At 61.1% G+C, this 13,075-nt stretch carries 14 protein-coding genes; all 14 read left to right on the top strand.

The window, feature by feature from the left end:
• Window positions 1–5: 5 nt before the first annotated feature.
• Complete coding sequence (locus tag Q0P52_RS09885) at window positions 6–530, top strand: HAD-IIIA family hydrolase (RefSeq protein ID WP_293761350.1); 525 nt, start codon at window positions 6–8, stop codon at window positions 528–530.
• Entirely contained in the window at window positions 527–1,090 is a 564-nt protein-coding gene (lptC, locus tag Q0P52_RS09880) for an LPS export ABC transporter periplasmic protein LptC (protein WP_293761348.1), read from the top strand. Before Q0P52_RS09885 ends, lptC begins: the two co-directional genes overlap by 4 nt.
• The gene (lptA, locus tag Q0P52_RS09875) at window positions 1,077–1,625 is read left to right on the top strand and encodes a lipopolysaccharide transport periplasmic protein LptA (RefSeq protein ID WP_293761346.1); all 549 of its coding nucleotides are present in this window, start codon (window positions 1,077–1,079) and stop codon (window positions 1,623–1,625) included. The genes lptC and lptA overlap by 14 nt, the downstream gene beginning before the upstream one ends.
• Window positions 1,622–2,353, top strand: a complete 732-nt coding sequence (gene lptB, locus Q0P52_RS09870) for an LPS export ABC transporter ATP-binding protein (RefSeq protein WP_293761344.1) — start codon at window positions 1,622–1,624, stop codon at window positions 2,351–2,353. The genes lptA and lptB overlap by 4 nt, the downstream gene beginning before the upstream one ends.
• 3 nt (window positions 2,354–2,356) lie before the next feature.
• Window positions 2,357–3,787, top strand: a complete 1,431-nt coding sequence (locus Q0P52_RS09865) for an RNA polymerase factor sigma-54 (RefSeq protein WP_293761343.1) — start codon at window positions 2,357–2,359, stop codon at window positions 3,785–3,787.
• A gap of 74 nt (window positions 3,788–3,861) precedes the next feature.
• Window positions 3,862–4,191, top strand: a complete 330-nt coding sequence (gene raiA, locus Q0P52_RS09860; protein WP_293761341.1) for a ribosome-associated translation inhibitor RaiA — start codon at window positions 3,862–3,864, stop codon at window positions 4,189–4,191.
• Window positions 4,192–4,316: 125 nt separating this feature from the next.
• Window positions 4,317–4,778: a PTS IIA-like nitrogen regulatory protein PtsN gene (gene ptsN / locus Q0P52_RS09855; protein ID WP_293761339.1), complete on the top strand. Its 462-nt coding sequence runs from the start codon at window positions 4,317–4,319 to the stop codon at window positions 4,776–4,778.
• Window positions 4,771–5,727 (top strand): HPr(Ser) kinase/phosphatase, encoded by a 957-nt coding sequence (gene hprK / locus Q0P52_RS09850; RefSeq protein WP_293761337.1) that lies wholly within the window; start codon window positions 4,771–4,773, stop codon window positions 5,725–5,727. Before ptsN ends, hprK begins: the two co-directional genes overlap by 8 nt.
• The gene (rapZ, locus tag Q0P52_RS09845) at window positions 5,708–6,550 is read left to right on the top strand and encodes an RNase adapter RapZ (protein WP_293761336.1); all 843 of its coding nucleotides are present in this window, start codon (window positions 5,708–5,710) and stop codon (window positions 6,548–6,550) included. The genes hprK and rapZ overlap by 20 nt, the downstream gene beginning before the upstream one ends.
• 97 nt (window positions 6,551–6,647) lie before the next feature.
• Entirely contained in the window at window positions 6,648–7,256 is a 609-nt protein-coding gene (locus Q0P52_RS09840; RefSeq protein ID WP_293761335.1) for a flavin prenyltransferase UbiX, read from the top strand.
• 12 nt (window positions 7,257–7,268) lie between these two features.
• The gene (locus Q0P52_RS09835; protein WP_293761333.1) at window positions 7,269–8,738 is read left to right on the top strand and encodes an NAD(P)H-hydrate dehydratase; all 1,470 of its coding nucleotides are present in this window, start codon (window positions 7,269–7,271) and stop codon (window positions 8,736–8,738) included.
• A gap of 86 nt (window positions 8,739–8,824) precedes the next feature.
• Window positions 8,825–9,739, top strand: coding sequence for a DMT family transporter (locus Q0P52_RS09830; RefSeq protein WP_293761331.1), 915 nt, complete (start codon window positions 8,825–8,827; stop codon window positions 9,737–9,739).
• Window positions 9,740–9,923: 184 nt separating this feature from the next.
• Window positions 9,924–11,468 (top strand): HAMP domain-containing sensor histidine kinase, encoded by a 1,545-nt coding sequence (locus Q0P52_RS09825; protein ID WP_293761329.1) that lies wholly within the window; start codon window positions 9,924–9,926, stop codon window positions 11,466–11,468.
• On the top strand, window positions 11,465–13,060 hold the full coding sequence (locus Q0P52_RS09820; protein ID WP_293761327.1) for a DUF3369 domain-containing protein: 1,596 nt from the start codon (window positions 11,465–11,467) through the stop codon (window positions 13,058–13,060). Before Q0P52_RS09825 ends, Q0P52_RS09820 begins: the two co-directional genes overlap by 4 nt.
• Window positions 13,061–13,075 lie beyond the last annotated feature (15 nt).

Genomic DNA, 13,075 nt, shown 5'->3' with positions numbered 1-13,075 from the left:
AACCCATGCAAGCGCTGACCGAACAGGCCCGCAAGATCAAACTGCTCATCATGGATGTGGATGGCGTCATGACCGACGGCCGCATCTACTACAACGCCCAGGGCGAAGAGAGCAAATCCTTCTACGTACAGGACGGCCTTGGCCTCAAACTGTTGCAATCCACCGGCGTGAAACTGGCCATCATCTCCGGCCGCGCCGACCGCTGCGTAGAACACCGCGCACAAGCGCTGGGCATCGACTACTACTTCGGCGGCGTGAAAGACAAGCATGAAGCACTGAAAGAGCTGCTGAATCGCGCCGGCGTCACAGCCGAACAATGCGCCTTCATCGGCGACGATCTCATTGATCTGCCGGTACTGCGCCGGGTAGGCCTGGCCGTAGCCGTACCCGCCGCCCCTGCGCTGGTGCGCCAACACGCGCATTACGTCACGGGCTTCCCCGGCGGCCAGGGCGCGGTGCGCGAGCTTGCCGAGCTCATCATGCAAGCCCAGGGCACCTTCGACGCCATTGTCGACAGGTTTCTCGCATGATCCGCTCCCACAGGCTGTTTCCCATCCTGCTGGTGCTGCTCACCGGGCTGCTCACCGTCTGGCTGGACACCATCTCGCGCTGGGAACCCAACAAGCGCGAGCTTGATCCCAACAAGCCGGAATTCATCGCCGACGGCGTCAGCGCCACCCGCTTCACGCCGCAAGGCCAGCTGCAGGAAAGGCTGATCGCCAGCCGCATGTGGCAATACCCGGCCAAGAGCGACCTCTTTTTCGAACAACCGGATCTGCGCAGCTACAAGAACGGCACGCTCAGCTATCAGGCCATTGGCGAAACCGGTCGTTACAACAACAACACCAAGCAAGCCCTGTTCGACAAAAAAGTCACCCTGATCCAGCCTCCGGCCAACGGCAAGCCTGAAACCCGCGTCCTCACCAGCAATATGCAAGTGGACACCCTCAAGCATGTCGCGCGCTCGGCCGCGCCCACCCAGTTCTACTACGGTAAATCGAACGGCAGCGCGGTGGGTTTCATCTACCAGCAGCAAGAAGGTATTCTCAGCTTGCTGTCCCATGCAAAGGTCACATATGAAAAGAACTAGCCTCGCCCTGCTCGGCCTGCTGGCCGCCGGACTGACGCTGACCCAGCCGGCTCGCGCCGAAAAGGCCGACCGCGACAAACCCATTGAAATCACCGCCGACCGCGGCAACCTCGACCAGCAAAAAGGCGTTACCGTCTGGGAAGGCAATGTGGTGGTGATCCAGGGCACGCTCAAACTCAACTCGGATCGCGCCGTGGTCACCCAGGACAAACAAGGCAACCAGACCCTGCAGGCCACCGGCCGCATCGTCACCTTCCGGCAAAAGCTGGACAACAAGAATGAATGGGTTGAAGGCCAGTCCAGCCAGCTCGACTACAACACCGTGACCCACCTGGCGGTGCTCACCGGCAACGCGCGCGTCAAGCGCGGCAATGATCTGGTGATCGGCAATATCATCACCTACAACACGGAAACCGAGCTCTATGATGTGTCCAGCGGCCCCTCCCAAGGCCGCGTCACCGCCATCATCCAGCCCAAGCCCAAGGCCGACGCCTCCGCAGGCAACGCAGCCAAACCGGCAGGAAAACCCCAATGAGCGGCAGCAGCCTGTTGAAAGTGGAGCGCCTGAAAAAGCGCTTCAAAAAACGCACCGTAGTCCGTGATGTCGCGCTGGAAATCCGCAGCGGTGAAGTGGTCGGTCTGCTCGGCCCCAACGGCGCCGGCAAAACCACCAGCTTTTACATGATCGTGGGCCTGATCGGCGCCGATGAAGGCGACATTAGCCTGGACGGTTCCAGCATCACCCATCTGCCCATTCACCAGCGCGCGCGCATGGGGCTGGGCTACCTGCCGCAGGAGGCCTCCATCTTCCGCAAAATGACGGTGGAGGAAAACATCACCGCTGTGCTGGAAATCGCCGGCTTCAAGGGGGAAGCGCTGGAGCAGGAGCTGCAACTGCTGCTGGACGACCTCAACATCGCCCATCTGCGCGACAGCAACGCCCTCGCCCTCTCCGGCGGCGAGCGCCGTCGCGTGGAAATAGCCCGCGTGCTGGCCACCCGTCCGCGCTTCATCCTGCTGGACGAACCCTTCGCCGGCGTCGATCCCATCGCCGTGATCGACATCCAGAAGATCATCACTTTCCTGCAAGAGCGGGGCATCGGCGTCCTCATCACCGACCACAACGTCCGCGAAACCCTACGTATCTGCGACCGCGCCTACATCATCAGCGAAGGCTCGGTGCTGGCGTCCGGCGTACCGGAAGAGCTGGTCAACAACGAGAAAGTGCGCCAGGTTTACCTGGGTGAGCACTTCCACCTGTAAACCATGAAACAGACTCTCCAGCTCAGGGTTTCGCAGCAGCTCACCCTCACGCCGCAACTGCAGCAATCCATCAAATTGCTGCAGCTGTCCACGCTCGACCTGCAAGGCGAAGTGGAGCGTTTCCTGCTGGACAACCCCATGCTGGAACGCGCCGACGAAGGCGCTTCGGCCAACGCCTCCGGCGGCGATGCACCGGAAGCCGCGCCCGCCCGTGATGAGGCCCCGAGCAGCGAAAGCGATACCCACGACAGCCCGCAAGAAGGCGGCGGCAGCGAACTGATGGACTGGGGCCATGGCGGCGGCCACCGGCACGACGGCGACGACGAGTACGATCCCATGCTCAACGTGCCTTGCCCGGTCAGCCTGCGCGATCACCTTATCGCCCAACTGGGCGAGCTCACCCTGCCGCAGCGAGATCAGGCCATCGTCCAGTTGCTGATCGAAGAACTGGACGACGACGGCTTTCTCATCGTGGATATGGAAGAGCTGGCCAGCAATCTGCCGCTGGAGCTGGAAATCGACAGTGACGAACTCATGGTGGGCTTGCGCCTGCTGCAGCAGTTCGATCCTGCCGGCGTCGGCGCGCGCAGTCTCTCGGAATGCCTGCTGCAGCAGCTGGCACGTTTGCCGAAGGACGAACCGGGCTATGCGCTGGCGCGCGCCATCATCGCGGACCATCTCACCTTGCTGGGCAACCGCGACTACACCCGTCTCAAGCGCAGCCTCGGCGTGGACGACGAAGCCATCCGCCAGGCTCAGCAGCTGATTTCTCGACTCACCCCGCGTCCAGCCGCCGGTTTCGGCGGCGAAGATGTCCACTATGTCATTCCCGACGTCACCGTGCGCAAGCGCAAGGGTCGCTGGGTAGCGGAACTCAACAACGGCGCGGTGCCCCGCTTGCGCGTCAACCAGCTTTACGCCCAGATGCTGTCGGAAAACCGCAGCGGCGCGGGCGAGCTTGCCGGCCGTCTGCAAGAAGCAAAATGGCTGGTCAAAAACATCCAGCAGCGATTTGACACCATACTGAAAGTGTCGGAAGCTATAGTCGAAAGGCAGCAAGCGTTCTTTGAACATGGAGAAGTGGCCATGCGCCCCCTGATCCTGCGAGACATCGCAGACGAGCTCGGGCTGCATGAATCCACGGTTTCCCGGGTAACCACGCAAAAATACCTGCTGTGCCCGCGCGGCCTGTTCGAGCTGAAATACTTCTTCGGCAGCGCCCTTGAAACCGATAGCGGCGGAGAATGCTCCGCCACCGCGATCAAGGCGCACATCCGCCGCCTCATCGACGGCGAAAATCCCGCCAAGCCGCTCTCCGACAGCGCCATTGCCGACGAATTGGGCAAGCAGGGCATACAGGTTGCAAGACGTACCGTAGCCAAGTATCGTGAAGCCATGCAGATTCCGCCGGTCAATCTCCGCAAAGCCCTATAAAAGCTGCCATCAGCGACCAAGCATTCGTCTCCCGGCCACCCGACCGGGCAGTCAACACAAGAAGGAGTTAGGGTATGAACCTCAAAGTAACCGGTCTCCACCTCGAAGTAACCCCGTCCCTGCGCGAATACCTGGAAAGCAAGCTTGAACGCGTCACCCGTCACGTGGACCACGTTATCGACGTCGCCGTGACCCTGTCCGTGGACAAGCTGGTGCAGAAGGCCGAGGTTAATGTTCACCTGTCCGGCAAGGACATTCATGTAGAGGCAACCGACTCCGATATGTACGCCGCCATCGACGCGCTGATGGACAAGCTGGACCGCCAAGTGCTCAAGCACAAGGAAAAGCTGACCGAGCACCGCGCGGCCGGTCAGGGCCAAGGACAGCAGGAAGCTTCTGTCTGATCTTCCGCGTCTGACCACGGGAACCTTCGGGTTCCCGTTTTTATTTTCAGCAAGCCTTTTTCAGTGGACGAAAGGCAACGTAAAATGCACAGTAATCGCAACCTCCGTCGCAAGCGCATTCGTCTATGAGCCTGATCGGCAAAATCCTGAACCCGGAACACATCCTGATCGACCTGGATGTCACCAGCAAAAAACGCGTTTTCGAGCAGGTGGGACTGCTCATCGAAAACTCGCACGGCATCGCCCGCAGCGAAATCTTCGACTGTCTGTTCGCCCGCGAAAAGCTGGGCTCCACCGGTCTGGGTCAGGGCGTGGCCATTCCGCACGGACGGGCGCGCGGCCTGAAAGAGGCTGCCGGCATCTTCATCCGCCTGGCCAATCCCATTCCTTTCGATGCCCCGGACGGCAAGCCCGTGCAGAGCCTGTTCGTGCTGCTGGTGCCGGAACAGGCGACTGATTTGCACTTACAGGTACTGTCCGAACTGGCGCAGCTGTTCTCCAGCAAGCAATTGCGCGAGCAACTGCTGAGCGCCCCCGACCGTCAGTCGCTGTATCAGCTGCTGACCGGCTGGAGCCAACATGCCTAGCATCAGCGTCCGCAAGCTGTATCAGGACAACCAGCAAAAGCTGAACCTGACCTGGGTCGCCGGCACCGGCGGTGCCGACACCCCGATCGGCAACGATGAACAGCGCCCAACGCTGGCGCTGGTGGGCCATCTCAACTTCATCCACCCCAACCGCGTGCAGGTACTGGGCTTGGCCGAAGTGGACTACCTCAATCGACTGGAACAATCAGCCGCCAAAACCGCGCTGGACCAACTGTTCCACAAAACCATGTCGGTGGTGATGGTCGCCAATGGCCAACCGGTGCCCAAACTGCTGCGCGACTACTGCCACACCCACAACGTACCGCTGATGAGCACCCCGCTGGAAAGTCCTTACCTGATGGATGTGTTGCGCATCTATCTGGCGCGGGCGCTGGCGGTATCCACTGTGTTGCATGGCGTGTTCCTGGATGTGCTGGAAATCGGCGTGCTGATCATGGGCGATTCGGCCATGGGCAAGAGCGAGTTAGCGCTGGAGCTGATTTCCCGCGGCCACGGCCTTGTGGCCGACGATGCGGTGGAGCTGTACCGCATCGGACCGGAAATGCTGGAAGGCCGCTGCCCGCCCCTGCTGCGCGACTTTCTCGAAGTGCGCGGCTTGGGCATTCTGAACATCCGCACCATTTTCGGCGAAACCGCCGTTCGCCCGAAAAAAGTGCTCAAGCTGATCATCCATCTGGTGAAAGCCAACGACCAGGCCATGCAAGCGCTGGACCGGCTCAATATCCAGTCGGAAACGCAAGACATCATCGGCGTCACCGTGCGCAAAGTGGTGCTGCCTGTCGCCGCCGGCCGCAACCTGGCCGTGCTGGTGGAGGCCGCCGTGCGCAATTACATTCTGCAATTGCGCGGCATCGACAGCACCCGCGAGTTCATCGAGCGCCACACCAACTTCCTTCGGGATCAGGAACATGCGCCTGATATTGATTAGCGGCCTGTCCGGCTCCGGCAAATCCATCGCGCTGCGAGCGCTGGAAGACGCGGGCTTCTATTGTGTGGACAACCTGCCGGCCACCATGCTGAACGAAGCGATGTCGCTCTATGCCGATTACGGCTATGAACAAATCGCCATCAGTGTGGACACCCGCTCCAGCCCATCGCTGGGCGCGCTGCCACTGGAAATGGAAAAGCTGCGACAACAAGGCGCAGATGTGCGCTTGCTGTTTCTGGAAGCCAAGGCCGAAACGCTGGTCAAACGTTTTTCCGAAACACGCCGCCGTCATCCGCTCTCCGGTTCCGGCGCCACTGTCGAGGAGTGTATTCGCCTCGAGCAGGAGTTGCTGGCCAATATTCAGGAGATGGGTACCCGCATCGATACCAGCGACCTTTCGGCCAACGCCCTGAAAAGCTGGATCAAGGATCTGGTGGAAGCCGACAGCAGCCGACTGACCCTGCTTTTTGAATCCTTCGGTTTCAAACATGGCGTGCCGCTGGATGCGGATTTCGTCTTTGACGTCCGCTGCCTGCCCAATCCCTATTACGATGCCGCCTTGCGCCCCTTCACCGGCCGCGACCAACCCATCATCGATTTCTTCGCCGACAAGCCGCTGGTCGCTGAAATGGCGGAAGACATCCGCCGCATGGTCGCCAAATGGCTGCCGGAATTCAGCCGGGAAAACCGCAGCTACCTTACCGTTGCCGTCGGCTGCACCGGCGGTCAGCACCGATCGGTCTACATTACTGAATATCTGGGCAAAGCTTTTCAAGGCGAACAAGTGCTGGTGCGACACCGCCAGCTGTTCCGCGAAAGCTGAGCCCGCCGTCGCAGCGCACTGCCCTTCCCGGTCCGTCCAAGGCCGGTCCGGCAGAAACATCAACGCCAGCGGCGAAACCCATCCGTTGGAGCCTCGCATGATCCCACCCCGCACCGTTACCGTCGCACTCACCGGCGCATCCGGCCTGCCATATGGCCTGCGGCTGATCGAGTGTCTGATTTCCGCCGGTGTTCGCGTCTGGGTGCTCTACTCCCAGGCAGCCCAGGTCGTTGCCAAGCAGGAAATGGATATTGTCCTGCCCTCTCGCCCCTCTGAGGTGAAAGGCTGGCTGCAACAACGCACCAGCGCCGAAACTGGCATGCTGGAAGTCTATGGTCGGGAAGAATGGTTCGCACCGGCCGCATCCGGCTCCAACCCGCCCGACGCCATGGTGGTATGCCCCTGCTCCATGGGCGCGCTGGCCGCCATTGCTCAGGGCATGAGCGACAACCTGATCGAGCGCGCCGCGGATGTCTGCATCAAGGAACAGCGCAAGCTGGTGCTGGTGCCGCGTGAAACACCGCTGTCCGCCATTCATCTGGAAAACATGCTCAAGCTGGCCCGACTGGGCGTGGTGATTCTGCCGCCCGCGCCGGGCTTCTACACCCATCCGCAAACTGTCGGCGACATGGTGGATTTTGTCGTCGGTCGCGTAATGGATCAGATCAGCGTTCCTCATACGCTGACGCCTCGCTGGGGCGAATAGCCGGAGCCAAAAATGCGTGAACTGCCCCTGTTAAGCCTGGCCGCGCTGCGGCAACTGGAGACGTTGGCCGAAGAAGCCGGCCTGGACCTGATGCAACGCGCCGCTCGCGCCACGGCTGACTGGGTAATCAAGCACTATCCGGCCGGCTGCCGGATTCTGGTAGCCGCCGGGCCAGGCAACAACGGTGGTGACGCCTTGTTCGCCGCCTTGCTGCTGATGCACGAAGGCTTCAGCGTGGATGTGCTGGTGCCCGCCACGCCCTCCAGCACGGCAACCCGCGATGCGCTGCAAAAAATACGCGCTGAAGGCGGCATTCCCCTGATACGGTTGGCGGATGCCTATCCTCCGCCCGCCCTGATCATTGACGGCCTGTTCGGCATCGGTCTCGCCAGGCAGTTTGACGACGACTGGGCCGCGCTCATCCATCAGCTCAACCATCTGGGCGCGCCCATTCTGTCGCTGGATTGCCCCAGCGGGCTGGACGCCTGGACCGGCATGCCGCTCAACGCCGCCATCCACGCCCGCCACACCCTGACTTTTCTCTGCCACAAACCCGGCTTGTTCTTTGCCGCAGGGGCCGACCTCGCCGGACAAGTCGCCTTGGCCGCGCTGGACTGCCCTGCACACTTGTTGCCGCAGGCGGACGGCCTGATCAATCTGACCGATGCCAGCGCCCTGGCTCGCCCCAGAGACAGCCACAAGGGCCGCTTCGGCACCGTCGCGGTCATTGGCGGCAGCCGCGGTATGCTGGGCGCCGCCCTGCTGGCAGGACGCGCCGCTCTGGCCGGCGGCGCCGGCAAAGTACTTCTGCTGACGCTGGATGACCGATTGCCGGTGGACCCGGCTTGGCCTGAACTGATGATACAAACCACCAGCCAAACCAATGCGCTACCAGCCGCCGATGTGCTGGCCATCGGCCCTGGGCTGGGCCAGAGCGAGGCGGCGCGTCAAATGCTGATGCAGGCGCTGGACAGCACGCTGCCGCTGGTACTGGATGCCGATGCGCTCAACCTGTTGGCGGCGCACCCCTCCTTGCAAGCAAAATTGAATACCCGGCAAGCCGCTTCCATCCTGACACCCCACCCGACCGAAGCCGCCCGCCTGCTGCAGCAAGAAACCCGCGCCGTACAAAGCGATCGTCTTGCCGCGCTGAATGAGTTAACGCGGCGCTACCATTGCGCCGTGGTGCTGAAAGGCGCAGGCAGCCTGATCGGCCAGGCCGGCAAGCACTATCGGCTGAATACCGGCGGCGGACCTGCGCTGGCAGTAGCTGGTCAGGGCGATGTGCTGACCGGCCTGATCGCCGCCATGCTGGCCCAAGGGCTATCCGCAATCGATGCCGCCAGCCTGGCGGTAAAAATCCACGGCATGGCCGGCGACGCTTACGAGCAGGAACAAGGCGGCCCCATCGGCCTGACCGCCTCCGAAACCACCCATCGTTGCAGCGGCCTGCTCAACCGCATGCTGGCCAGCACGCCCTGACACAGCCGCTTTATTTGTATCCAGAATTCACATGACGGCAGCACGTCCCTGCCGCTAAAATATCGTTCTCTTCGCAGGAGTTCGATGTGCAGCAGCAGAAAAAAGCTTACTTTTTAGGACTTTCCGCCGTTTTGGCCTGGTCAACCGTCGCCACCGCCTTCAAGATCAGCCTCAGCTTCCTCTCCCCGGCGCAGCTTGTTTTGTATGCAAGCCTGGCTTCTTTGGCCAGTCTGACTACCATTTTGGCCGTGCAAGGCAGGTTGGCCGAACTCTGGCCGGCCATGCGCCGTCACTGGCGGCGCTCCCTCTTGCTGGGCGCCGTCAACCCGGTGCTCTACTACCTGATCCTGTTCAAGGCTTATTCGCTGTTGCCCGCCCAGGAGGCGCAAGCCATCAATTATACTTGGGCGCTTACCATGACCCTGCTGGCCGTGCCCGTGCTTGGGCAAGCCCTGCGCTTGCAAGACCTCGCCGCCGCGCTGGTTTGCTATCTTGGCGTACTGGTGATCGGCACCCACGGCCAGCTGTTCTCGCTGCACTTTTCCAACGTCAATGGCGTGCTGTACGCGCTAGCCTCAACCCTGCTGTGGGCAGGCTACTGGCTGATCAACACCAAAGATGAACGCGAGCCGGTCATCGGCCTGACGCTGAACTTCCTGCTGGCCCTGCCCCTGATCGGGCTTTGGTGCCTGTGGCAAGGCGAATTCAAAGCGGTTGCTTGGCAAGGACTGGCCGGCGCAGCCTATATCGGCGCGCTGGAAATGGGTTTCACCTTTGTCCTGTGGCTGGCGGCGATGAAGCTAACCGATAGCGCGGCCCGCATCGCCAACCTGATTTTCCTGTCGCCGCTACTGTCACTGCTGTTGATCCACTTCATCGTGGGTGAAGCCATCCTGCCCTCTACTCTGTTCGGTTTGGCATTGATTCTGGGGGGTTTGCTGTTGCAGAAAATCCCCATGCCGGGACAACGCTCCGCCAAGATGGAAACCGCCAGCACCTGAGACACCCCTCCCTGCCACAAGAAGCCCTCGCCCAAGCGGGATGCGGCCGCCTCGCTCTTCGTGAAATTGTCATGACCGGTGGTGACAGAACGCCCACCCGGTGCCAACATAGCCGAATCGAGAAGTGGCATTTCTCAGCCAGTCTTCCTAGGATTCAAGCAGGGCCATAGGGATAATTACATCAATGAAGAGTATCAAAACCAGACTGAGCATTTGGTTGATGGCGGGGGTGACGATCATCGTGGCGGCGACCGGGCTGATCAGCTACAGCCAGAACCGCCATCAGGATGAAGAAGACTACCTGGCCCAACGCAGCTCGCTGAAAGAACGCCTCTCCCTGTCTTTGCCCCACGGCGTGTGGCAGATGGACGATTCCTATACCCGACTCACCCTGGATGCCGAACTGGGATGGAGCTCGGTCGAGGCCATCCGCATCACGGGCGATGCCGGCTTGAATATCGGCCGCGCCCGCAGCGACAACGGCAGCCTGCGCGACATGGCCCCGTCGGAAACGCCCAAGGGCGACGATCAGCTGCAAATCCCCATTGTCTATCAGGGCCGGGAAAAGCTAGGCACCGCCACGGTCTATCTTTCCAAGGCTCAGCTGGAACACCGGCAGCTGGTGCACTTGCTGGAAATCCTGCTGGAAATCGTGGTGCTGGACGTGCTTATCTTCATAGCGATGACCTTCAACCTGAATCGCTTTGTCTTTGTGCCGCTCAAACAACTGCAGGATGCCTTGAACCAGGCCGCCAGCAGCGATGACGCAAAATCCAGCCGCATCTCCCAGCTGACCGATGACGAATTCGGCGCCGTGGCCCGCAGCTTCAACCGCATCGTCGACCGCATTTCGGCCGACCTTGCCATGCGAACGTCGGCCGAAGCGCAAGCCCGCCAGGAAAAGGACAACGCTGAAGAGGCCCTGCGGCAACTGGTGCAAACCCAGCAAACCCTGCTGGAAACGGAACGGCTGGCCTCGCTGGGCGGGCTTGTCGCCGGCGTTGCGCACGAAATCAACACCCCGGTTGGCATCACTCTGACCACCGCCTCGCACTTGGCCACCGCCACCCAGCACATCCATGACAAGCTGGATGAGGGCGCAGTGAAAAAGAGCGACTTCCAGTCCTACCTAGACACAGCCCATGAGTGCTGCGAGCTGATTCTCTCCAACGCGGAGCGCGCCGCCAACCTGATTCACAGTTTCAAGCAAGTGGCCGTAGATCAAACCAGCGAAATGCGGCGCGACTTCCAGCTCAACGATTACCTCAATGAAATTATCACGAGCTTACGACCGCGCTTCAAACGCGCGCAAACCGACATTCAAGTGAATTGTGAAAACGACATGCTGCTGGACAGCTACCCGGGGGCGCTGTCGCAAGTGGTGACCAACCTGGTAGTCAACGCGCTGGTTCATGGTTTTGATGAAAAGCCGGGTGGCGCGATCCGCATCGAGGCCGCCCGCGTTGCCGGCAATCAGGTGGGACTGACCATCCACGACAACGGCAAAGGCATCCCGCCCGAATATCTTGGCCGCATCTTCGACCCCTTCTTCACCACCAAACGCGGCAGCGGCGGCAGCGGCCTCGGCCTGCATATCGTCTACAACATCGTACGGCAACGTCTGGGGGGAACCATCGACGTCGCCAGCGAGCCGGGCAAAGGCACCACCTTCACCATCCTCATGCCCTGCATCGCACCGGAAAGACAGCACAAGGAGAACGTCAAATGAGCACTCCGCAGAACGAAGAAGACGACTGGCTGCTCGATGATGACCCTGCGGCGGAGACCCGGGAGGAGCAAGGCTTCGCCAAAAAGCCCTGGAAGATCCTGATTGTCGATGACGAGCCCGATGTGCACAGCGCCACCTCGCTCGCTATTCGCGATATCCGCTACAAGGAACGCAGGCTGGAACTGATGAGCGCCTTCACCGCGTCGGAGGCGGAGGCCCTGTTGCGCCAGCACCCGGACACCGCGCTCATCCTGCTGGACGTGGTCATGGAAACCGACGATGCCGGCCTGCGTCTAGCCCGCGCCATTCGCGACGATCTGCACAACAACGTCTCGCGCATTGTGCTGCGCACCGGCCAGCCAGGTCAGGCGCCGGAGCAGGAAGTCATCCTCAACTACGACATCAACGATTACAAGACCAAGACCGAGCTGACGGTGCAGAAGCTGTTCACTACCGTCATCGCCTCGCTGCGCGCCTACGAAAACCTGATCACCATCGAGAAAAACCGTCAGGGCTTGGCCAAGATTCTGGAAGGCGCGGCCGATCTCTACCAGATGCGTTCGCTGAAAGAGTTCGCCTCCGGCGTGCTCAAGCAGATCAGCGCCATTCTCGATGTAGGCACCGACGGCATCCTCTGCGTGGAAATCGCACCCGATCTCACCGGCCGGCCACAGCTGGAAATCCTCGCCGCCGCCGGCAACTACGAAAGCGTGCTGGAAACCGGCACGCTGGATGCCTACCCTGCGCTGGCGGACGCCATTTATCTGGCGCTGAAAGAGCGCAAAAGCCTGTACCAGCACCCCTTCGACGTGCTGTGCATCACTTCGCAGAACGGTCGCGTCTTCGCCGTGCACTTCTCGCCGCCATGGCCGCTGGACGATGTGGAGCGCGATCTGCTGGAAGTATTCTGCCAGCGCATCTCGTCGGCCTATGACAATCTGTATCTGTACAACCAGCTGCGCCACTCCCAGGAGGCCACGGTAGTAGCACTGGCGGCGCTGGCGGAGTACCGGGATACGGATACCGGTGCGCACGTGATGCGCGTGCAAAAACTGACTGACGCCATTGCGGAAGAAATCCGCCAGGCCGGCCATTATCCCGACCTGCTGACGGCGGAATTCATGGACATGGTCGGCATGGCGAGCATCTTGCACGATGTCGGCAAGGTTGGGACCCCGGATCACATCCTGTTCAAGCCAGGCCGCCTGGACCCGGAAGAGCGCCAAATCATGGAGCAGCACGCCGGCATCGGTGCGCAGATTCTGGCCAAGTCGGCCCAGATGGTGGAAGGTCAGAGTTATTTGTCGCTAGGCTCCGAGATAGCCGGTGGCCATCACGAGTACTTTGACGGCAGCGGGTACCCGCAAAAACTCAGCGGTCAAGCCATCCCCTTATCGGCCCGTATCGTGGCGGTGGTGGACGTGTTCGATGCCTTGTTGAACAAGCGCCCTTACAAAGAGCCTTGGCCTATGAATGAAACCATGGACTATATCCGCGGCCGCGCCGGCAGCCAGTTCGATCCGGTGGTGGTGGACGCGCTGATGCGTCTGATCGAGGAGGATCGCCTTCCCGTCAGTTTCAACGAAGACTAAGCCCGTGGAAGCCGT

It is taken from the genome of uncultured Aquitalea sp., assembly GCF_945957525.1.
Classification (GTDB): Bacteria; Pseudomonadota; Gammaproteobacteria; order Burkholderiales; family Chromobacteriaceae; genus Aquitalea.
Note: the sequence above shows the minus strand (reverse complement) of the source record. Positions and strands in the feature narration are given on the sequence as shown.